This is a genomic window from Salinivibrio siamensis (genome assembly GCF_001996005.1).
GTDB lineage: Bacteria > Pseudomonadota > Gammaproteobacteria > Enterobacterales > Vibrionaceae > Salinivibrio > Salinivibrio siamensis.
This window is the reverse complement of record NZ_MUFB01000012.1, coordinates 26,086-46,776: the sequence shown is the minus strand read 5'-3', so window position 1 is coordinate 46,776 and position 20,691 is coordinate 26,086. Positions and strand designations below refer to the sequence as shown.

Here is a 20,691-nt window from a genome sequence, read left to right as displayed (position 1 = left end):
GGAAGCGTGAAAAACGAACTCGATCCGACCCACCTACTACGCGCCTTTGAGATAGTGACAGAGTATGGTGAAGAAATTGAAGATGGACACCGCCTAGATGGCATTGACGCTTTCTCAGATTATGACGGCTATACCATTTATTTAGCGGGCAATGGCGTACAGTTACGTGTGGGGTTCCACAATACCTATGATCTCGACTATGAGCACGAAAACCTAAAAGAGCAGTTCCTGAAAAAGGTGGATGCTTTGGTCAAAAACTACAAAAAATGATCGCGATATCAACTCATTAGGTCCGTGGTAGACGCCCCAATATAGCTGGGGCGTTTTTGTTAGAGGCGGGAACACGATGACGGATCAATCTACCATGGATGGGTGGCGCACGGGCGGCTCGCAGGCTCACTACAAAGCGCTGGTTGACAGTGCGGCCGCCGCCATTTTAGTCATTGATGACCAAGGTATTATCCTTGATGCTAATCCTTTCACGCACACGCTACTTGGCTACGAGCAACAGCAGCTTATCGGTCAGGATGTGGCGTGTTTAATGCCTCCCGAGCATCGAGGCAAGCACGGCCAATACGTAGAAAACTACCTTGCAACCGGTCAGCCTAATGTTATTGGCACAGGGCGGCGTGTGAGCGCGCGGCACCGTGATGGGCGCCTGATCCCAATCCATTTGGCGGTGAGCGAAGTGTGGATCGATGAACGACGAGAGTTTATCGGCATTATGTCGGATTTAAGCGCACTCACGCATGCCCAAGCCACTGTTCAGCACGAGCGAAATCGGCTAAAAACCATCATCGATGCCATCGGTAATCCGGTATTTGTTAGAGAATTAGGTGGCCAATATGCGTTGGCAAACCGAGCCTGTTTACAAGCGGTGGGAGCGGACCATGTGAGCCAACTGGCCGACGCATTTGGTCGCGCGCTCCCTGACGGCATGCGCGATACCCTCAATGCACTCGATCACCAATTAACGGTCGACGGTGAGCCTGTACATATTGATGTGACTTTGCGTGACGGCCGGACGTTTAAGTTGGCGAAAACACTGATCCACCATCTTGCCGGTGAGCCTTACGCGATTGTAACGGTGGCGTACGATGCCACACCGCTATTGCAAGCGATGCAAGAGGCCGAGCGCGCCAACCAAGCAAAAAGTGACTTCCTATCCGCTATGAGTCACGAGCTACGTACGCCTTTAAACAGTGTGTTGGGGTACGCGCAACTACTACTCAAATCTCCCACTCAGATGCTGGCCGATGATCAGCGCCAGTACGTTGATCATATCCACCAAAGTGGGCGACATTTGCTGGCACTTATCAATGACGTGCTCGATCTGGCCAAAATAGAGGCCGGACAAACAGTGCTTCATCTCACCTGGTACCCTGTTAGCGCATTGGTCAATGATGCCATTCAAACCTTATCTCCGCTGGCAGAGCGACAGAACGTTAGCTTGCAAAATTGTTTGCCTGCGGAGCAAGAGGGAGAGCTTTATGTGGATCCAACGCGGTTTAAGCAAATCTTAATTAACTTACTCAGCAATGCAGTGAAATATAACCATCCACAAGGCAGGGTTTGGGTGGATGCGCACACGCATCACGGCAATCTGACCATGACGGTGAATGATACAGGCATTAGCATTGCCGACGACCAGCTCGACGGCCTTTTCGAGCCCTTTAACCGTTTAGTGGCAGAAGACTCTTTGATAGAAGGCGCGGGGGTTGGGCTGGCCGTCACCTATCAATTGGTGACTCAGATGCAAGGTGAGATCAGGGTTGCGAGTCAACAGGGCAAGGGCAGTGCCTTTTCGGTGACCTTCCCTTATCGCGCGAAGCCACACTCCTCTGAGCCCCTGGTTGCAGAAGCCTCTGACGCGAATATACGCCTCACTCAGCCACACCGTGTGCTTTATATTGACCAAGGCAGTCACCAGCAACGGCTGGTCTCTGATTGCTTTGAGGACTGGCCGCTGTTGACCTTGCACCATGCGCACGATTTTTCGTTGGCTGAAGCGATGACACATAGGCTCGCCCCATCACTTTTTATCATCCATGGTAATGACTTAGCGCGAATGCCCGCACATTGGACGTGCTTGGTGGAGAATAAACCGCTGATCACCCTTGGGGCGGAAGGGCAAGCCCATTGCAGCGTCGCCACACCACACATACGACTACAGCAGCCCGTATCGTCAACTGCGCTCGCCGCGGCTATTCAATCGTTATTAGAGGACAGGGAATGATAAAGTCACCATCACAAGCGACCATTTTGATCATTGACGATCGCGCGGAAAACATTGACTTACTCACCGCGATGCTTGACCAAGCGGGGTACGTGCATCTGATTGGGCTAACGGACCCCTGTGCTGTGCACGACCACTTGTCGCCGGTGCCCGATCTTATCTTGCTTGATATGCGCATGCCACGGCGCTCGGGACTCATGGTGCTGGATGATCTGAACCAAGCATTGGGGGACCATTGTCCACCCGTCATGGTGCTCACTGCGGATAATGATGTGGGGTTACGTAATCAAGCGCTATGCCGAGGGGCGATAGATTATATCAGCAAGCCGTTTGATTATGACGAAGTGCTTCAGCGTATTCACAACCTACTGCAGTTACAGCTTAAAACATTGAAAGAGCGTGACCAAGCTGCGCGTTTGCAAATGTTGGTGAACAAACAAACCGCCACGTTACGCGCCCTTTCTCTTACCCACCCATTGACAGGTCTCCCCAATCGCCGAGCCTTATTGGATGCAGCGGAGCGACAATTGATGCTAGGGCCGGTGACGGTGTTGATGATTGCGCTTGATGGGATGGAAGCGGTGACGCAGCATCAAGGGCATTTAATGACCGAAGCCCTGTATAAGCACATTGCTGAGCTGCTGGCGAACAGTGCGGTGGCGCGCTCGCATCGAGTGGGGGTTTGGGACAGCTCGAGACTGGTGATGCTGATAGAGGGAGACGGTAAAGAGGCGGCGAAAAAAGCAGCGAGGATTCACCGACTCATCAGTGGTCATCATACCCTCGAAGGGCGACTGATGTTCTTGCATTGCCACATAGGGATCAGCCGTGCTGACTCGGAAAGCGCCGATGTGCCGCAGTTGTTTCGCCAAGCGATCCTGGCTATTCCGACCGATGATCAGGCTGTCGGTGAGTATCAGCCCGAGCTAGACAGTAAAGCGCAGCGAGAGCACTTGATCCGTACTGAGCTTGGCCCGGCCTTGCAAAGCAATCATCTCTCCTTGGTCTATCAACCTAAATGGCGGCTTGATGGGGGCCTGCTGGTGGGCGCAGAAGCACTACTGCGTTGGCAGCATCCAGCCCTAGGGGCGATAAGTCCCGCCGAATTTATTCCCATTGCCGAGCGCAGCGCCGATATGATGCAACTTGGCGATAAAGTACTGGCGATGGCACTGGAGGCGGTGGCGCAATGGCGCGTACAGGGCCTGACTGATGAGCACTTTCATCTGTCAATCAATGTCTCTGCCCAGCAACTCCGGCATGGTTTTGCCGAGAGTGTGCTGGCTCGCTGCCATGCGACAAACACGCCGCCGGCGATTATTCAATTGGAAGTCACGGAATCGGCACTGATTCAGCAAATCTCGGTGGCATTGCGCGAGCTACAACAGCTGCGGGATGCCGGGATGCATATCGCGTTGGATGACTTTGGCACCGGTTACAGCTCATTAAGTTACCTTAAGCAACTGCCGGTAGACTGGGTTAAACTCGACCGCAGTTTTATTCAAGATTTGGCCACCAACGCCAGTGACAAACACTTGGTGGGTAGCGTGATTGAGTTAGCCCATGGCTTTGGTCATGGCGTGGTTGCCGAAGGGGTGGAAGAAGTCAGCCAGCAGCAGGTGCTACAGACAATTGGCTGCGACCAAGTGCAGGGGTTTTTATATGCACGGCCGCTTATCCAAGATGGATTCGAACAACTGCTTAAAACCGCCCAACAAGGCAATACGACCATTAACCATTACGAGAATGTGTAAACGCGCCATCAGAAACATCAGACTTGCGCTTTATCATTAAGGTTTATATTCTGACCGTGTTAGTCGGGGAGCAAGTGATTGCTGAGACTGCGAAAGCAGGACCCGTAGAACCTGATCCAGTTAGCACTGGCGGAGGGAACTGACACGTTCAGCACACGAAGTGGCGCATTCTGGCTCGCTTTGTCTCCTTCCGCCCCTGATGATTAAGGGGCCATTATGAACCTATCTCCACCTGTTATTCTTACCATCGCCGGCTCAGACAGCGGTGGCGGTGCTGGCATTCAAGCCGATATCAAAGCGATTTCAGCCACCGGCGGTTATGCGTGCTCGGTGATCACCGCGTTAACCGCACAAAACACCTGTGGCGTTGAGGCCGTCTCGGCGGTTGATCCTGGTTTTGTCCGTGCCCAGTTAGAGGCGGTTTTGTACGATATGCCGGTACGTGCGGTGAAAATTGGTATGCTTGCCAACCAAGCGGTTATTCGCGAAGTGGCCGCCGTGCTGGCGCGATCGCCTCACTTACCGGTGATTTTAGATCCCGTGATGGTGGCCACCAGCGGCGATCCTCTGTTGGATGAACACGCCATGACAGCGCTGATTGAAGTGCTGATCCCGCGAGCAACCGTGCTCACCCCCAACCTGCCTGAGGCGGCGCGATTAACCGGTCAGCCTGTTCCCACCTCCATTGAGCAAATGCATGCGTTAGTTCCAGCCCTACGTCGGCTCGGGTGCCCGTATGTGATGCTCAAAGGCGGCCATTTACATCACGCCCCTGAAAGCGTGGATGTGTGGATTAGCCAAGATACCTGTCAAACCCTGAGCGCCCGTCGGGTTGAAACCGTTAATACACACGGCACAGGCTGTTCACTGTCTGCGGCGATGGCCTCTTATTACGCGCAGGGAATGACGCCCATTGAAGCAGGGCGGGCGGCTAAGCAGTATTTGACAGAGGCTTTAGCGCATAGTCAGCAGTTAAAGGTGGGAAGAGGCGCGGGGCCTGTGCATCATTTTTACGCCTACCCAGTTGAAGCGTGTCATTCTGATGCACAAGAAACCTCGGTGGTCGAATAGACCGTTTTTTCGCGAATAGGGCACGTAAAGCCAGTCCGCTGCCTCCATCTTGGCGGCGGCGGACTGCTCCGGAAGGGTTAACAGCCAGTGTCGCGTGTGATAAATGGTGCCCGAATCACGCCGCCGACCAATGCGGTAAACGTTCAGCGGCAATATAGAAAAGGCGATCGCCGGGGGCGACTTCGGTTTGCAAGCTGGGGTTAAGGGTAATGCCCTCACCTTTGTCGATACCAATTAAGGTTGTATCGTATTCATGCTTTAACTGATTGAACAAGGTACCCACATCCGTCGTGCTCGCGTTAGTCGGGTAGCGCGCACAATACTGTGTCATCCCTTGTGCGGTACTCAACAACTCGTGATGCAACTGGCTGGAACCCGGATCAACAGCGGCTTTCGCCAGCATTTCTACGGAAACAGACGGTACACATTCTGCGTGTGGATAGTGTTGTTTGAGTATTTGGCTCAGCGCGTCGTCTTGAAAGTAGGCGAGCAGATGCGCTGACGGATTTTTATGCGCGCAGAACAGGGCCGCTGATAGGGTGATATCGTCTTCTGGGTTGTCGATAATAATGCTCGAAGCACTATCAATCCCCGCACGCGCAATCCCCTCTGCATCGGTAAAGCTGGTGACGCGTACAAATTCCACCTCGCCGGGGAGCGGATTTTCCATTTCGGGACGTACGCAAAGCACAATCGGACGATCGCCATGCACACCGCTTTGTAGTAGACGAATGAGCTGAATGGTGCGTTGACCATTCCAGCCCAACACCAGAATATGATTTTTCACTGTTAGACTCCGTTTTCCTTGTAATCCACGTCGCCAATAATCGACCAACGCACTGGTCACATGCCCAATCACAACGGCGAACAGCCCTAGTCCACCAGGAATAATCCAAAAGGCGGTAATCCACTGTCCTGCTTCTGTTGCGGGCGAATAATCGCCATAGCCGACAGTGGACGCGGTGACCATCAAGTAATAGACATAGCGGCCGAGTGACTGGGTCATCTCTGTTTCACCGGCGCCGTGTAAAAGTAGCCAGCCAATCCCGCCATAGGCGAGTACCACCAACCCCAAAATACGCCCGTTTAAATGCGCGAAGTGGCTGATAATCCAACGTTTAAAAAGCAACCAAAAGGTCATAGCGTTTCGCTCATTTGCTGCAGAAGGGTCAGTATGGCGGTAATTTTTATAGGTTTACAGTGTAAATCAAACGATTGGCGCAAAATGGATCACATTTCGCTTGGCTCATCATACATCGCCAATATTAAGCGTTAAAATATTATAAAAAGCTTAATTACTTAATTGGGAGTCAGCGTGTTTATATCTCGTCGTCAACTTGAACAAGAGCAGCAAAAACAAGTCGCTCTGCAGCAAAAAATTGAGCAGATCAACCATACCATCGACGCGCTGAATGCAGAGAAAGAGGCATTGCAGGCAGAGTTAGCCACCGTAGAGAAAAAACGCCAAACGGGAAAAGCCATCGACGCCAACTTATGCCACTTCGGTGACTCAATCAATGCGACGCAATCGTCTCTGGCCACCTTGGCAGACACCATCAACGGTGAAAAAGAACGGGTAACGGACGTGAGCCATCAGGCGGCGTCGTGTGCCGAGCAAGTCAATGATCTTGCGCGTCACGTGCAGTCCTTATCCGCGCAATGTCAGCAATCGTCAGAAGCAATTCGTGCGCTCGACCAGCATGCCCAAGAGGTGAGCGGTATTGTGAAGTTGATTCGCGATGTCGCCGATCAAACCAACCTCTTAGCCTTAAACGCAGCGATTGAAGCGGCACGTGCCGGTGAGCAGGGTCGAGGGTTTGCGGTGGTTGCCGATGAAGTGCGTAGCTTATCGGAACGCACCGCCAGTGCCACGCAAGATATCACCCAGCTGGTAGAAAAAATTCGCGCTGGGAGTGGGCATGCTTGCACACTCACCGATCAGCTTGCCAGTGACGCGATTGAATATAGCGAGCAAGGCCAACAGGTGGCCGATGCGATGGCCACGCAGAGTGAGCAAGCACAGCATAGCCGTACCACTATTAAAGCCTCTGCGCTGCGTGCTTTTTGTGAACTGGCGAAACTTGACCATATTAGCTTTAAATTTGCGATATACCGCGTCGTGCTGGGTGAAGACAGCATGACCGCGGACGATGTCACCGATCACACCCAATGCCGTCTCGGCCAATGGTATGAACAGGGTGAAGGCCAGCAATATTTCGCGCAGTTGCAAACGTTTAAAGCCATTGCCGCGCCTCACGAGCAAGTGCATACCCACGCGAAAGCAGCGGTGGCAGCGTTTCATGCTCAGCAACCCGAGCAAATGGTCACTGCATTAAAAGAGATGGAAAACGCCAGTATGGCGGTGATTGATAAGCTTGAACATCTCGCGATTGAAGGCAGTGAAGAGGTAGCGTAACAACGGGGTGTTAAATCGATGAGCACATGGTAACCTCAAACTAAACCAAGGATAAATGGCCGAAGGAGGCTGAAGTTACCATGACATCGATAGCGTTACTCGATGGCGGCCTAGGACAAGAAATTTATCAACGTGGGCCGGATGTGAGCTCGAAGCTTTGGTCGGTCGCGGTGATGTTAAAACATGCCAATATTGTTAAAGACGTGCACAAAGACTTTATTCGTGCCGGTGCGAAAACGCATACCCTGAATACCTACCCAGCGACCCCCACGCGTCTGGCCAAAGCGGGATTGAGCGATAAAATAGACATTATTTACCAAAAAGCCTTCGAAGCGCTGCAGCAAGCGGTGGATGAGACAAGCGCCGATGTTGATATTGCCGGCTGTTTGCCGCCGCTGGTGGGCAGTTATCTCGGTCAGCCGCAACGCAGCTTTGAAGACATGAAAGCGGAATTTTCGCACATCGCCCGCTTGCAACCTCACGTGGATGTGTTTTTAATCGAAACCATGACCAACACCCTTGAAGCGCGTGCAGCGTGCGCCGCCGCCCGTGAGCAAGGTAAACCGTTTGGGGTTGCGTTTCGGTTGGAGCCTAATGGCGCACTCCGCTCTGGCGAGTCGCTAGAACAAGCCATGCACGCGGTCACTGAATATGCACCGACAGCGGTGATGCTCAATTGCTGCGACCCAGAAGTGCTTACCACGGCGATGCCAAAGATGGCGACCCAGGCCGACATTGTGGGCGGCTATGCCAACGCGTTTAAATCGGTAGAAGACATGGCCAAAGGCAGCAAAGCCGATGCCCTGCAAGCGCGGGAAGATCTCTCCCCCTTAGTCCACACCGAACGCGTGCAACAATGGATTGCCGACGGTGCCCTCGTCGTCGGCGGCTGCTGCGAAATCACCCCCGCCCATATCCAACACCTCGCACAAACCCTTGGGCAATCTCACGAGATCATCAAGTTCTCGCAGCTAGCGGATTAGGGGTTACCGACAGTCCGCTCACTTGTTCCCGCGCAGGAGCGTGGGAACGAGTAACCTCTGGGGGAAAGTACAATCGCAGAGTGACCTCCACGCATTGGTCTAATCTTGCAAAAATGTGTTAATGCGATTGACCCACGGATAAGGACTTTCAAGTTGAACGGCGTGACCGCTCGGTATTTCATCGTACTCACTGTTAGGTATTGCTGATTGTACCTCTTGGGCTCGGTAAGGCGGCACCAAGGTGTCAAAAGCCATGGCTAATACGAGCGTTGGGGCTTGAATCTTCGATAAATGCTGGCGGATGTCTAGGTCTTTGCCGAGTGCGATTCTTCGGTAAGTATCAGTCAATCCTTTTGTGGCGCATATACGCGCTATCAGTTCTGGATCCATATTAGCCAGAAATGTTGGACTCAATACATGGCTCAGTCCGAACGCAGTTGCTTGTTGAGGCGCGGTTTCCTCGAGTGTTTGCCAGGTATTAAACACCAGTTGATGGCGCGGGTCATCACCATGGCACCAAGGTGCACTTAACACTAATCGGTTAATAAAATCAGGGTGCTGCGCGGCAACGTAAGCGGCGACGGTAGCCCCGAGTGAGTGGCCAACGAGATCAACCTTCTTGCTACCTCTTTCTTTAATGATGGCGATCACCTGATCGGCGAGAAAGGATACTGTCAGATCATGCTCGGGTAAGCTGGAGTCTCCACACCCCGCATAATCGGGAACGATGATTTCACGATGGTCAAATGCATCGAGAAGTGCGCCGTAACTCGCTAATCCATCACTATTGGTACCATGCAACAGGATAAGCGGATAGTCGGATTGATTAGGCTGATAAATATGATAGCTACAATGAGAATGGTTGGTCGATACGAAGACTTTATTCATGGCTGTTCAGATTGCATATCCAATGGGCTATAGAGCGTGCCACAGCAACGTCAATAAAATTGCGATAACTCTCTAAAATTATTATTTTTTTCATTATCAGGTGTGATTGAGTAAAGCTAATTGGCGAATAGTGAATTATTTCCACATCGGCGCAGACCATCGTGATGAAATGCACTATCCCGCTTTATAGCACTGTCAGCTTATCGTGACTTGATATGAGTAATATTCCCGCACCTCTGGACCTGCTAGGCTAGATTTTTGTCGCTAAACTCGGTACATTGCACGCAAATAGAAACTATTCTCACTTTTATTTGTGGCAAAGCCACACCATCAAAGCATGTTTGCAGATATCACCATGATAAAATTGTCTTCATTTCGGCTCGCGCTCGGCGTTGCGTCCTGTTTGGCGCTGACCCCAGCAGTGAGTGCGGATCAACTCGAAAAGGCGCAAGCGATTGAGGGGAACACTACCCAAGAGGCCGCGCAGTCACAGTCACGGATTAATCGTCATTCTGATAGCAGCTTGGCCATGCGCCAAGAAATTGAGCAGCTACAAGCGCAGATCAGTAACCTGGAAATCTATCGCGATCACTTGCAAAACTTGGTGGTCAATCAGGATAAAGAGGCGACCAGCCTGCGGAATCAAATCGACGAGATTAAAGACACTCGCCAAGGCATCGTGCCTTTAATGTATCGCATGTTGGGTGGGCTCGAGCAGTGGCTTGCCGAGGATATTCCTCTCAAAGCCGATCAACGCCAAGCCCGTTTACAAAAACTTAAAGCCATGATGACCCGTGCCGATGTGGCGGACTCGGAGAAATTCCGTCGTATTCTCGAGGCATACCAGATTGAGCGAGACTATGGCAGCAAGCTTGATGCCTATCAAGATACCGTAGTGCTCGATGGTCGAGATCACCAGGTCGATGTCCTCCATCTGGGCCGTATGTCGCTGGTGGCGCGTAGCTTAGATGGTAAGCAGTATTGGCTGTGGAGTGCCCGCGATGATCAGTGGGTCGCATTGGATGCGAGTGTCGCGGAAGCGGTGGATAAGGCCTTTGCGGTGGCGCAAAAGCAAATGGCACCGTCATTGTTATCTCTGCCATTGAGTGCCAACCAAGGGGTGAAATCATGAGCTGGAAAACCCTGATTGCCGTAACCTGTTTTGTCGTCGTTGCGCCTTTTACCCACGCTGATGATCTTGTTGGTCAAACCCAACAGGCGCATCAACAGGCGAGTGAGCATAACCAAGCGCGAGAAGCACAATTCGCGATGACCGAGCGTGAGCTACGTGAGAAGCTCAATCAGCTCAAAGCCACGCGCAACGCGTTAGAGGCGGAAACCGAGAAGCTCAGTGACACCTTCAGCGATAACGAGCAACAACTGGCGTCGTTAGAAGATAAGCTGCGTTTGGAGTCGGGCAGTTTGGGTGAGCTGTTTGGTGTGGTGCGCCAAGCAAGTAAAACCATTCAGACCGACGGGGCGTCGAGCTATGTGGCGATCACTCAACCTGCGTTTAATCAAACGGTGGCGGATATTGTTGCCGCCGATACTTTGCCCTCGCTCAAGCAGCTTAATAGCCTGTGGCAGGGCATGCTCACGCAAATGCAAACCAGTGGCGAGTTGCAAGCCCTTTCTCTACCTGTGGTGAATGCGCAAGGTGTGTCGGCGGAACAGTCGGTGGTGCGAGTGGGTAACCTAGGCTTGGTGAATGAGCAAGGGTATTTAAACTGGCAATCGGCGCGACAAGTGGCCGTTCCCTACCGCGCCCAACCGGATGAGACGTTAACATCCGCAAAGCTTGAGCAAGCCATTACCAACGTGGGTGAGACCGTGCTTGTCGATCCATCACGGGGCTTTTTACTCGGACAGCTTGAAAATGCGCCAAGCTTGAGCGACCGCTTTGCGCAGGGTGGCTTCGTCGCCAAAGTGATCGCGGCCTTATTGACTGTCGGCTTGTTAATTGCTCTTTATCGCGGAGCTGTCTTGCTCTCGATTCACGCCAAAATGCATCGCCAGCTTAAACATCCTGAGTCGCCAGAGGATAATCCGCTTGGCCGTGTGCTGAAGGTCTATCATGATGCACCAAAGCGTGATGTGGAATCACTGGAGCTGCGTTTATTAGAAGCGGTGGTGGATGAGCAACAAGGCTGCGAAAAAGGCCTCTCGATGCTCAAACTGCTTGCCGCGTTAGCACCGATGCTCGGCTTACTGGGGACGGTGACCGGGATGATAGAAACCTTCCAAGTGATCACCCAGTTTGGTAATGGCGACCCGAAAGTGATGGCAGATGGCATCTCGATGGCGTTGGTTACCACAGTGCTCGGCTTGATTGCGGCCATTCCGCTACTGCTGGCGCATAATATCCTCAGTGGGCAAGCTGATCACATTCGCGGCATGCTGGAAAAGCAAAGCATTAGTTTGGTGGCTGAACAAGCTGAAAACAGTGATCAGAGAGCGGAAACCGGACAAGCGGCATGATAGACGTCGAGTTATTCTCACAGCTTGGCCAGCAAGATATTTGGAGCACCTTGCGTCATTTTATGGCGCAAGGTGGGCCCGTGCTTTGGTGGCTCGGTGTGGTGGTATTGGTGTGCTGGGTGTTGGTGATTGAACGCCTGCTATACCTGTATTCACGGTTCCCCGCACAACGTCGCGCGTGGGTTGCGGCGTGGCAAGCGCGTACCGATCACCATTCTTGGCATGCACGCGCCATTCGCCAAGGCTGGTTGTTTCAAGCCCAACAGGATCTCGGCCGTTATCTTGGCTTTATTAAAGCCTTGGTGGCGATTTGTCCGATGTTGGGGCTGTTAGGCACGGTCACGGGGATGATTTCTGTGTTTGATGTCATGGCCAGTCAAGGCACCAGTGAGCCCCGCTTAATGGCCTCAGGTATTTCAATGGCCACCTTACCCACCATGGCAGGTATGGTAGCTGCCTTGGCCGGTATGTTTGCCCATGCCCGTTTAGTTAAAGCCTGTCAGCGCCGTGAAATCGCGCTGGAGCAGGCGCTTCGGAGTCAGTAATGCGATTGATTCGAGCCCAAAAACAGCGCGAAGAAGCGCAGGTTGATTTAACCTCCATGTTGGACATTGTGTTCATCATGCTGATCTTTTTTATTGTCACTAGCTCGTTTGTGCGCGAGTCTGGCGTGGAAGTAAACCGTCCGGAAGCCAGCCACTCAACCAGCCAAAAAGAGGCGGGTATTTTTGTCGCGGTCACCGCCTCGAATGAGGTGTACATTGATAAGCGTCTTGTCGATGTGGAACGTGTGGAAGCGACCCTTGAACACCTGTTGCTCGATAAGCCTGACGCGTCGCTGGTGATTCAAGCCGATGAGCTGGCCTACAATGGCACCGTGGTTGAAGTGATGGACGCGGCGAAAGGTGCCGGCATTGGTAGCATTGCGTAGGCCACGGAGTCGCCGTAATGAAGCGATGGCTAATCTCATTGCCGGCGGCGTTGGTCTTTACGCTTGGCCTATTTATGTTGATGGCGTTGATGGTCGGACAGTCGTCTCAGCGGCCTCAGGAGACGCCTTCCTCGGTAAGCATTGATATTTTCATGCAAGAGCCGGATACCGAGGTACAACGTCGCCAACGCAGTGTGCCGGAGCGCCCGACACCGCCTGAGGTGCCCGATCCACCGACGCCGGTCACGCAAACGCAGACACAATCCAGCGCGGCGCCACAACCGGATATGCCTAACTTGAATGTGCAAAGCAATATTCAAGGGGTGATGGTGCAAGCCCCGTCGCTAGGCGATTTAAATGTCAGCACTGGGCCGAACAATCAGCAGGCGATGCCGCTATTTCGGGTCGAGCCCAACTATCCACCACGCGCCATGCGCCGTGGCCTAGAGGGATTTGTGGTGGTGAGCTTTACCATTAGCCCCTCGGGACGTCCACAAGATTTGACTGTGGTCGATGCGAACCCGCCACGTGTTTTTGAGCGAGAGGCGTTACGCGCGCTTCGAAAATGGAAATATGAGCCGAAAGTGGTTAACGGAGAAGCCGTGGCCCAACCCGGTCAACAGGTGAAACTGGAGTTTAACTTACGCTAATGTTTAAACGACTCATTGTTACCTTAGTATTGTTCACTGCGCTGCCAGTCGCTGCCCAGCTATCACCCTCGGTGGCACGCTCTATTGAAAAAGCACAAACGTTAGAGCAAGACGCCAAACTGGGGGAGGCGATTGCCGTGCTCGAAGCGCTGTCTGCTGAACGCGCCTACGATAAAGCGTTTGTCGATCGCGCGTTGGGGGTGTTCTATTGGCAATATGGCAATAACGACAAGGCGATCGTCCATATTCAACGTGCGGTTGACAGTGAACAGTTGCAAGATGCGCAAGCCTGGCAAACCAAGCGTATGCTCGCTGATTTATTGTTGATTGATGGTCAATATGCCGCTGCACTTCAATACTACTATCCGCTGGCGCGTTCGGTTCCCAAAGAGAAATCGGATCAAGCGGAAGACGTATGGCTGCGGATTATGCAGGCGCACTATCAGCGTGAACAATGGAGCCAGGTATTAAACGCCTATCCGGCGTATCAGGGCGTAGTAAAAAATAGCGCCAGCGTGTCAGCGCTGTCATTGAAGTTGGGAGCGCAGCTACAACTTGAGCAATGGCGTGGGGCGACACCGACGCTTAAAGCATTGTTGAAGCTCGAGCCTGACAATAAGCAATGGTGGCGCCAGTTGGCGGCCAACTATGTGCGCTTGGAGCAACCAAAAGAGGCGATCAGCACCTATTTACTCGCCAAACGAAAAGGGATAGCGCTTGAACCGAGTGAGCAGCGTACGGTGGCGCAGTTGTATGCCAATGTCGGCGTCCCCGAGCGGGCAGCGAAGTGGCTCAAACGCTTGCCTGAGAACGAGCAAGATGCGCAAACGCTCGCGCAGCAAGCAAGCTTATGGCAGCAAGCGCGAGAATGGCCTCAAGCGGTTTCAGCTTGGCGTTTAGCCGCACAAAAAGACCGTCAGTACCATTGGCAATTGGCGTTAATGCAAATTCAGCAAGGCGACTATCAGCAAGCACTTACTTCGCTTGATAAGGCGGGTAAAGGGGCATCTGCTAAAGAGATAGCGCTGACAAAAGTGCGCGCCTACTACAAACTGAAGCAGTTTGACCAGGCCCTTGAGCAAGCACGTATTGCTAAAAAGATTGCCCCTGATGAGGCGGTAGAGAGCTGGTTAACGTTTTTGAAAAAGCGTCAGACAATGCAGCGAGGCTGATTAAGTCACAGGTAGCGAGTGACCCTTGGTCGGTTACTCTGATAAAAAGCCCCAGCTTGGTGCTACACCAGATAGCCGGGGCTTTTTTGTGAAAACGTGTTGTGTCTATCCTTTGCCATCCGCTGTGTTGATCACGTTCGCCAAACTATAGGCACAAAAAAAGGGCGCCTGAGCGCCCTCTATCAATCAGATCTGGCTTCTTATGCGACGGTAACGTCAGATGCCTGTGGGCCTTTTTGGCCTTGCTCAACGGTGAAGTTCACACGCTGGCCTTCAGTTAGGGTTTTGAAACCTTCGCCAACGATCGCACGGAAGTGTACAAACACGTCCTTTTCGCCGTTGTCACGAGTGATGAAACCGAAACCTTTCTCTTCGTTAAACCACTTTACGATACCAGTTGCTTGATTAGACATAATCATTCTCTCTTAAATTACAAAAAATAGGATAGCTTTGAACGGAGTCGATGAAATGTCTAAAAGCGAAAGCGGGTAACGTTAGAAACTCTATAATATTGATAATAGCGTAGCTTATGTTGACTTTTACTTGATGTATCATTGATGCTCCATGTTCCAGAGCTGTCACTACCATACAGCATTACGCTCACATGTAAAGCGTTGTGAGTATTTTTATTTAATCGTTGGGTGAAGCGTTGCGATTGGGCTATTTATCGCCTCTTTCCCCAATCTTTTAACAGTTGGGTTACTCCCATTTTCGGGTGATTCAACACGTTGTCATCTTGGGTGACTTCACCAACCACATCATTGGGGTTATAGAGCGAGCAGGTTTTCATTGATAGGCAGCCACAGCCAATGCAGCCACTTAAATTGGCCTGTAACTGCTGTAAGCGTGCGATTTGCTCATTGAGGGTGGCATCCCAGCGCTGTGCCATATCACGCCATTGCTCTTTGGTGGGAGCGCGGTGAGAGGGCAGTTCACTTAATGCTTCGCCTATCTCTTCAAGTGAGAGCCCCACATGTTGTGCAGCTTTAATCACCGCAAGACGACGTAGAACAGCGCGGTCGTAGCGGCGTTGATTGCCCGCGTTACGCCAACTGGTGATCAAGCCTTTTTGCTCGTAAAAGTGTAGGGTGGAGACCTTTACCCCCGCGCGTTTTGCCACTTGCCCAACGCTCATTTCCATCTTTTTTCACCTTTTTCTGCCACTCCTTGTTTACCTCAATATAACTTGAGGTTTTATCCTGACTAGCATCTTCACAACACAATGAGAGGGGAATCACGATGAAAGAAATGAAAGCGGGCGTTACCTCAATGTTATTGGCGATTATACAAGGTGTTCAAGGGCGAGTTGGTACGAGCCGTAAACCGAAAGCAGTGCCAATCGCATCGATGCCAGCCCACCTTCAAAATGACATAGGGGTGGATACTCTGGATGCTAATGTGCGTCCCTCGGCGAGTCGCTTTCTATAAGCGCGCTGCATCTGTCGCTGTTACAGCATGGGTTGCAGGATGCGAGAAGCGAGGGTAGAAAAAAGGCCAGTCATTGCTGACTGGCCTTCGCAGAATTAACGTGCCGTGAGGTGCGATTAAGCGAGCAGCTCTTCGGCAGTGTTAACCACGTTTTCAACGGTGAAGCCGAACATTTTGAACAGCTCGTCAGCCGGTGCTGACTCACCGAAGGTGGTCATACCGACAACGCGGCCATCTAGACCCACATACTTGTACCAGTAATCGGCGATACCTGCCTCAATGGCGATACGTGCTGTCACGTCTGATGGCAGCACGGATTCGCGGTAGGCGGCATCTTGCTTATCGAACAAGTCAGTGCTTGGCATAGAGACCACACGCACTTGCTTGCCGGCTTCGTTCAGTTTCGCGGCTGATTCCATCGCTAATTCGACTTCAGAGCCGGTCGCAATCAAGATCAGATCAGGCTTACCCGCTGAATCTTTAAGGATGTAGCCACCTTTGGCAATGTTAGCCAACTGTGCGTTGTCACGCTCTTGCTGAGCCAGGCCTTGGCGAGAGAACACGAGGGCACTTGGGCCGTCTTTACGCTCAACCGCTGCTTTCCACGCGACCGCGGATTCAACTTGGTCACAAGGGCGCCACATGCTCATGTTTGGCGTTTGACGCAAGGTAGCCATTTGCTCAACCGGTTGGTGAGTTGGCCCGTCTTCACCCAGGCCAATCGAGTCGTGAGTATACACTTGAATATTCTGCACCTTCATCAGAGCAGCCATACGCATCGCGTTACGGGCGTACTCCATAAAGATCAGGAAGGTCGCACCGTAAGGCACAAAACCGCCGTGCAGGGCAATACCGTTGATAATGGCGGTCATACCAAACTCACGCACACCGTAGTGCAGGTAGTTGCCGCTGGCATCGTCTGCGCTAATCGCTTTCGAGCCTGACCACATGGTCAAGTTAGACGGGGCTAAGTCAGCAGAGCCACCCAGTAGTTCTGGCAGTAGCTTGCCGAACGCTTCTAACACGTTTTGTGACGCTTTACGTGATGCAATTTTGGCTGGGTTAGCTTGCAGATCGGCAATCAGCTTTTGTGTTTCGCTGTCCCAGTTGCTTGGCAGCTCACCCTTCATGCGACGAGTAAACTCAGCGGCTAGCTCAGGGTATTGTGCTTGATACGCAGCGAATTTCTCATTCCATGCGGCTTCTTTAGCCGCACCGGCTTCTTTGGCATCCCACTGTGCGTAAATGTCTTGTGGGATCTCAAATGGGCCATGCTCCCAACCGAGGAATTCACGCGCAGCTTGTACTTCGTCATCACCCAGTGGTGCACCGTGGCAGTCATGGCTGCCTGCTTTGTTGGGTGAGCCATAACCGATGGTGGTCTTGGTACAAATCAGGGTCGGCTTGCCGGTTTCTGCCTTTGCCGCTTCAATGGCCGCTTGGATAGCCGCCGAATCATGGCCGTCGACGGCAGGGATCACGTGCCAGCCATAAGATTCAAAGCGTTTCGCGGTATCGTCAGAGAACCAACCTTCCACATGGCCATCGATAGAAATGCCGTTGTCATCCCAGAAGGCGATCAGCTTGCCCAGGCCTAGGGTGCCGGCGAGTGAGCATGCTTCGTGCGAGATACCTTCCATCAAGCAGCCATCACCCAAGAATGCGTAGGTGTGGTGGTCGACGATGTCATGGCCGTCGCGGTTAAATTGCGCCGCGAGCGATTTCTCTGCCACTGCCATACCCACGGCATTGGTAATGCCCTGGCCGAGAGGACCTGTCGTGGTTTCAATGCCCGGTGCGTAGCCATATTCAGGGTGGCCTGGGGTATTCGAGTGCAACTGACGGAACTGTTTAAGATCGTCAATTGAAACGCCATACCCGGTCAGGTGCAGTAGCGAATAAATCAGCATAGAGCCGTGGCCGTTTGACAGTACGAAACGGTCACGGTTGGCCCAATCTGGGTTTTGTGGGTTGTGATTCATGTGGTCGCGCCACAAGACTTCGGCGATATCAGCCATGCCCATTGGGGCGCCTGGGTGACCAGATTTGGCTTTTTGAACACCGTCCATCGCAAGGGCGCGGATGGCGTTAGCTAGCATTTTGCGTTCCATGTGTTTACCTACAGGTTGAACAGGTGAAATAGGGTCAAACAGTATCATAAAAGCGGGCTAAGCCGCTTTTATTGTGTTAAATCACGCTTTGTGTTGGATCACAGTTGTTCGCGAATCATATCTTCAAGCTTGCCTTGGTCAACCGCAAAATTGCGAATGCCTTCCGCAAGCTTCTCAACCGCCATCGCGTCTTGGTTGTGCTCCCATAAGAATTCGGCGTGGGTCATACGCGTTGGGCGCTGCTCGGTGGCTCCCGCATCTTTTAGCTTAACCGGCACGTCACCGTCGGCATCGCTCAGCTCTTGTAGAAGCTGTGGGCTGATGGTGAGACGGTCGCAGCCAGCAAGCTCTAGAATTTCGCCTGTATTACGGAAGCTTGCGCCCATCACTACGGTGTCATAGCCGTGAGCTTTGTAGTAGTTGTAGATGGTGGTGACAGATTTAACGCCTGGGTCTTCTGCGGCCTCGAAATCACGGCCTTCTTTGGCTTTGTACCAATCCATGATGCGGCCCACAAACGGTGAAATCAGGTAAGCGCCCGCTTCGGCACAGGCACGTGCTTGCGCGAATGAGAACAAGAGTGTCAGGTTACAGTTGATCCCTTCTTTTTCCAGGATTTCTGCGGCACGAATGCCTTCCCAAGTTGACGCCAGTTTGATCAGAATACGCTCGTTGCTGATCCCAGCTTCGTTATACATGCTGATAAGCTTGCGCGCTTTGGCCACACTGGCTTCTGTGTCGTAAGACAAACGTGCGTCTACCTCGGTAGAGATACGGCCAGGGATCACATTCAGGATTTCTTTACCAATGTTGACGGCCAGACGGTCACAGGTGTCAGCAACTTGCTGGTCTGCGTCGCTGCTGTGTGATTTTGCATAGGCAATCGCTTCATCGATCAGCGGCGCATATTCTTTGATTTGCGCGGCTTTGAGGATCAGAGAAGGGTTGGTTGTGGCGTCTTGCGGTTGGTATTTTTTAATCGCTTCGATGTCGCCTGTGTCAGCGACCACTGTGGTTAGGGCACGGAGTTGGTCCAGTTTGTTGCTCATCTTCACTCACCTTCTTTACGTGGTAGGCCCAGACGCCGAGTTACGTGCTAACGTTTGCTCTGAACTATGAACAGATGCAACGCGCCTGAGCAAATGATGTGACGATCTTTGAGTTTTTTACGTCACTTGTCAATTGTATTGCGACATAAAGAGAGTTAAGTCTCACTCTTTCGTCTCGAATTTACTCATCCTGTTGAAACATGAACGCGGTTTCATCAGGGGCGGGCTCTGACATGTTGAGCAGTGCCATCGCACAACTTGCGCTGGTGGCCAGCACATCAATCACGCCCGTACGCAAAGCGCCAAGAATGGACAAAGCTTTACGACTCTCACTGGCCATGGCTATCACACTGGGTATACGCGCCAAATCAGGCATGGCTAGCCCAACCACTCGTCCTCGCATCAAATTGTCGGTGGGTTGTCCGTCGAGACGGAAAAAATCAAAGCCACCGATGTCTCCGACAATACCATGGTTGACACGTGCTTCAACAAATTCGCGCGCGGTAAAGCAGCCCAATTTCACCATATGGCTATTTTCGTCCATGTCGCCAATCCCTACCAGTGCAAACTCTGCCTTTCTTGCCTGGTTCAAGGTTTCGCTGATATTGGGGTGAGAGACAAACACTTGTTGGATTGATTCGTTATCGACGTAGGCAGGGGCGTACAAGGTTTCACTGCTGCCGCCAAATTTTTTGGCGAGACGCCGGCAGATATGATCCGCGTTAAATGCATCACCACTTCGGTGGGTACCGCCGATAGCACAGACAAATCGTGCTTGGCGATGAGAGACGACTCCGGGATGATCAGCCACCGCGGCGACGTTTTGGCCTTGTCCCACCGCGACCACCATGCCGTCGTTGAGGTTACCATCCAAGTAAGTGGAAACCAGGGTCGCGACTTGAGTGCGCTGCTCTTCGGGGGTGGGTTGATCGAGAGAAATTAATGCGCGTTTGAGATTAAATCGCGCCATGAGCCTTTGTTCTAACTGCGCGCTGTGCACCGGGTGAAACTTCACCGTGATTTCAACAATCCCTTCCTCACGTGCTTTTCGGAGCAGGCGGCTGACTTTGGGGCGACTAATTTTGTATTTGCGTGCGATCTCCTCTTGGGTCGCGCTTTGCTGGTAATACAGAATGGCGATTTCGGTCAGCAAATCAGTGTCTTCGTGAACGTTATCTAGGGACGTCGGCGTACTCATGTATTTTGGTCTCGCTCATCGATCGAATCAAACTCACCGCACACTGTACGGCTGACTGCAACGGCGATCAGTATAGCGAGCTGACGAGATTTGAACAAATGTTATGTTTAAAAACGATTGTTCATTGTTTTAGGTGCAACCACAAGTCGTGGAAATATCTGATTGATGGCGCGGACAGGCTTTTTAAAGGCGTTATGTTTGAAAAAATAGCCATTACTATCTAGTTTTATTAAGTCCCTCCCAGGTTTCCGGACAGATTAATTTAAAAGATGTACACAGAAAAGGGAGTAAATCTTGGGCGGCAGACTCGTTTTTGGCTAAGGAGT

The 20,691-nt window shown here is 52.1% G+C and carries 20 protein-coding genes and 1 riboswitch; of the genes, 13 read left to right on the top strand and 7 right to left on the bottom strand.

The features are described 5' to 3' along the window. The first annotated feature begins 6 nt into the window (after positions 1-6). From BZG73_RS08005 to thiD, 4 genes are all read left to right on the top strand, one after another. A complete protein-coding gene (locus BZG73_RS08005; protein ID WP_046075599.1) occupies positions 7-270 on the top strand; it encodes a DUF3081 domain-containing protein in 264 nt (87 codons plus the stop codon). Positions 271-346: 76 nt separating this feature from the next. After that, positions 347-2,236: a sensor histidine kinase gene (locus BZG73_RS08000; protein ID WP_077668048.1), complete on the top strand. Its 1,890-nt coding sequence runs from the start codon at positions 347-349 to the stop codon at positions 2,234-2,236. After that, complete coding sequence (locus tag BZG73_RS07995) at positions 2,233-3,990, top strand: putative bifunctional diguanylate cyclase/phosphodiesterase (RefSeq protein WP_077668047.1); 1,758 nt, start codon at positions 2,233-2,235, stop codon at positions 3,988-3,990. Before BZG73_RS08000 ends, BZG73_RS07995 begins: the two co-directional genes overlap by 4 nt. A gap of 54 nt (positions 3,991-4,044) precedes the next feature. Continuing rightward, positions 4,045-4,145: riboswitch (TPP riboswitch) on the top strand. A gap of 61 nt (positions 4,146-4,206) precedes the next feature. Beyond that, positions 4,207-5,061 carry a bifunctional hydroxymethylpyrimidine kinase/phosphomethylpyrimidine kinase gene (gene thiD, locus BZG73_RS07990; protein ID WP_077668046.1) on the top strand — a complete coding sequence of 285 codons (855 nt, stop codon included), beginning with the start codon at positions 4,207-4,209 and terminating at the stop codon, positions 5,059-5,061. 115 nt (positions 5,062-5,176) lie between these two features. On the opposite strand, the gene BZG73_RS07985 is transcribed toward thiD, so the two are convergent. Further along, a complete protein-coding gene (locus BZG73_RS07985; protein ID WP_046075602.1) occupies positions 5,177-6,202 on the bottom strand; it encodes a potassium channel family protein in 1,026 nt (341 codons plus the stop codon). A 174-nt stretch (positions 6,203-6,376) separates the two neighbouring features. Between BZG73_RS07985 and BZG73_RS16260 the strand changes: the two genes are divergently transcribed. Further along, on the top strand, positions 6,377-7,477 hold the full coding sequence (locus BZG73_RS16260) for a methyl-accepting chemotaxis protein (protein WP_052708112.1): 1,101 nt from the start codon (positions 6,377-6,379) through the stop codon (positions 7,475-7,477). Positions 7,478-7,557: 80 nt separating this feature from the next. Next, on the top strand, positions 7,558-8,460 hold the full coding sequence (locus BZG73_RS07975) for a homocysteine S-methyltransferase family protein (RefSeq protein ID WP_077668044.1): 903 nt from the start codon (positions 7,558-7,560) through the stop codon (positions 8,458-8,460). A gap of 99 nt (positions 8,461-8,559) precedes the next feature. On the opposite strand, the gene BZG73_RS07970 is transcribed toward BZG73_RS07975, so the two are convergent. Further along, the gene (locus tag BZG73_RS07970; RefSeq protein ID WP_077668043.1) at positions 8,560-9,348 is read right to left on the bottom strand and encodes an alpha/beta fold hydrolase; all 789 of its coding nucleotides are present in this window, start codon (positions 9,346-9,348) and stop codon (positions 8,560-8,562) included. 364 nt (positions 9,349-9,712) lie between these two features. Between BZG73_RS07970 and BZG73_RS07965 the strand changes: the two genes are divergently transcribed. The 6 genes from BZG73_RS07965 to BZG73_RS07940 are packed head-to-tail and all read left to right on the top strand — an operon-like array spanning position 9,713 to position 14,579. Continuing rightward, entirely contained in the window at positions 9,713-10,480 is a 768-nt protein-coding gene (locus tag BZG73_RS07965; RefSeq protein WP_197075778.1) for a DUF3450 domain-containing protein, read from the top strand. Beyond that, on the top strand, positions 10,477-11,826 hold the full coding sequence (locus BZG73_RS07960) for a MotA/TolQ/ExbB proton channel family protein (protein WP_046075607.1): 1,350 nt from the start codon (positions 10,477-10,479) through the stop codon (positions 11,824-11,826). The genes BZG73_RS07965 and BZG73_RS07960 overlap by 4 nt, the downstream gene beginning before the upstream one ends. Then, the gene (locus tag BZG73_RS07955) at positions 11,823-12,371 is read left to right on the top strand and encodes a MotA/TolQ/ExbB proton channel family protein (protein WP_046075608.1); all 549 of its coding nucleotides are present in this window, start codon (positions 11,823-11,825) and stop codon (positions 12,369-12,371) included. Before BZG73_RS07960 ends, BZG73_RS07955 begins: the two co-directional genes overlap by 4 nt. Continuing rightward, positions 12,371-12,757, top strand: coding sequence for an ExbD/TolR family protein (locus BZG73_RS07950; RefSeq protein ID WP_077668042.1), 387 nt, complete (start codon positions 12,371-12,373; stop codon positions 12,755-12,757). The genes BZG73_RS07955 and BZG73_RS07950 overlap by 1 nt, the downstream gene beginning before the upstream one ends. Positions 12,758-12,774: 17 nt before the next feature. Next, the gene (locus BZG73_RS07945; RefSeq protein WP_046075610.1) at positions 12,775-13,407 is read left to right on the top strand and encodes an energy transducer TonB; all 633 of its coding nucleotides are present in this window, start codon (positions 12,775-12,777) and stop codon (positions 13,405-13,407) included. Beyond that, on the top strand, positions 13,407-14,579 hold the full coding sequence (locus BZG73_RS07940; RefSeq protein WP_077638399.1) for a tetratricopeptide repeat protein: 1,173 nt from the start codon (positions 13,407-13,409) through the stop codon (positions 14,577-14,579). The genes BZG73_RS07945 and BZG73_RS07940 overlap by 1 nt, the downstream gene beginning before the upstream one ends. A 200-nt stretch (positions 14,580-14,779) precedes the next feature. On the opposite strand, the gene cspE is transcribed toward BZG73_RS07940, so the two are convergent. After that, complete coding sequence (gene cspE, locus BZG73_RS07935; protein WP_046075612.1) at positions 14,780-14,992, bottom strand: transcription antiterminator/RNA stability regulator CspE; 213 nt, start codon at positions 14,990-14,992, stop codon at positions 14,780-14,782. 251 nt (positions 14,993-15,243) lie between these two features. Then, a complete protein-coding gene (gene soxR, locus BZG73_RS07930) occupies positions 15,244-15,720 on the bottom strand; it encodes a redox-sensitive transcriptional activator SoxR (protein ID WP_077668041.1) in 477 nt (158 codons plus the stop codon). Positions 15,721-15,818: 98 nt separating this feature from the next. Between soxR and BZG73_RS07925 the strand changes: the two genes are divergently transcribed. Then, entirely contained in the window at positions 15,819-16,007 is a 189-nt protein-coding gene (locus BZG73_RS07925; protein WP_046075614.1) for a hypothetical protein, read from the top strand. 116 nt (positions 16,008-16,123) lie between these two features. Here the strand turns inward: BZG73_RS07925 and tkt are convergent, their stop codons facing one another. The 3 genes from tkt to BZG73_RS07910 all read right to left on the bottom strand — a co-directional run bounded on the left by tkt (position 16,124) and on the right by BZG73_RS07910 (position 20,365). Further along, on the bottom strand, positions 16,124-18,118 hold the full coding sequence (tkt, locus tag BZG73_RS07920; protein WP_077668040.1) for a transketolase: 1,995 nt from the start codon (positions 18,116-18,118) through the stop codon (positions 16,124-16,126). A gap of 98 nt (positions 18,119-18,216) precedes the next feature. Then, the gene (gene tal / locus BZG73_RS07915; protein WP_077668039.1) at positions 18,217-19,167 is read right to left on the bottom strand and encodes a transaldolase; all 951 of its coding nucleotides are present in this window, start codon (positions 19,165-19,167) and stop codon (positions 18,217-18,219) included. A 181-nt stretch (positions 19,168-19,348) separates the two neighbouring features. Then, entirely contained in the window at positions 19,349-20,365 is a 1,017-nt protein-coding gene (locus BZG73_RS07910) for a sugar-binding transcriptional regulator (RefSeq protein ID WP_077668038.1), read from the bottom strand. Between the last annotated feature and the right edge of the window lie 326 nt (positions 20,366-20,691).

Excerpts from the sequence above, each read along its gene's own strand:
- BZG73_RS08000 (WP_077668048.1), top strand. The coding sequence starts at position 347 with ATGACGGATCAATCTACCATGGATGGGTGGCGCACGGGCGGCTCGCAG.
- BZG73_RS07995 (WP_077668047.1), top strand. The coding sequence starts at position 2,233 with ATGATAAAGTCACCATCACAAGCGACCATTTTGATCATTGACGATCGC.
- thiD (WP_077668046.1), top strand. The coding sequence starts at position 4,207 with ATGAACCTATCTCCACCTGTTATTCTTACCATCGCCGGCTCAGACAGC.
- BZG73_RS07985 (WP_046075602.1), bottom strand. The coding sequence starts at position 6,202 with ATGACCTTTTGGTTGCTTTTTAAACGTTGGATTATCAGCCACTTCGCG.
- BZG73_RS07975 (WP_077668044.1), top strand. The coding sequence starts at position 7,558 with ATGACATCGATAGCGTTACTCGATGGCGGCCTAGGACAAGAAATTTAT.
- BZG73_RS07970 (WP_077668043.1), bottom strand. The coding sequence starts at position 9,348 with ATGAATAAAGTCTTCGTATCGACCAACCATTCTCATTGTAGCTATCAT.
- BZG73_RS07960 (WP_046075607.1), top strand. The coding sequence starts at position 10,477 with ATGAGCTGGAAAACCCTGATTGCCGTAACCTGTTTTGTCGTCGTTGCG.
- BZG73_RS07955 (WP_046075608.1), top strand. The coding sequence starts at position 11,823 with ATGATAGACGTCGAGTTATTCTCACAGCTTGGCCAGCAAGATATTTGG.
- BZG73_RS07950 (WP_077668042.1), top strand. The coding sequence starts at position 12,371 with ATGCGATTGATTCGAGCCCAAAAACAGCGCGAAGAAGCGCAGGTTGAT.
- BZG73_RS07945 (WP_046075610.1), top strand. The coding sequence starts at position 12,775 with ATGAAGCGATGGCTAATCTCATTGCCGGCGGCGTTGGTCTTTACGCTT.
- BZG73_RS07940 (WP_077638399.1), top strand. The coding sequence starts at position 13,407 with ATGTTTAAACGACTCATTGTTACCTTAGTATTGTTCACTGCGCTGCCA.
- cspE (WP_046075612.1), bottom strand. The coding sequence starts at position 14,992 with ATGTCTAATCAAGCAACTGGTATCGTAAAGTGGTTTAACGAAGAGAAA.
- soxR (WP_077668041.1), bottom strand. The coding sequence starts at position 15,720 with ATGGAAATGAGCGTTGGGCAAGTGGCAAAACGCGCGGGGGTAAAGGTC.
- BZG73_RS07925 (WP_046075614.1), top strand. The coding sequence starts at position 15,819 with ATGAAAGAAATGAAAGCGGGCGTTACCTCAATGTTATTGGCGATTATA.
- tkt (WP_077668040.1), bottom strand. The coding sequence starts at position 18,118 with ATGGAACGCAAAATGCTAGCTAACGCCATCCGCGCCCTTGCGATGGAC.
- tal (WP_077668039.1), bottom strand. The coding sequence starts at position 19,167 with ATGAGCAACAAACTGGACCAACTCCGTGCCCTAACCACAGTGGTCGCT.
- BZG73_RS07910 (WP_077668038.1), bottom strand. The coding sequence starts at position 20,365 with ATGAGTACGCCGACGTCCCTAGATAACGTTCACGAAGACACTGATTTG.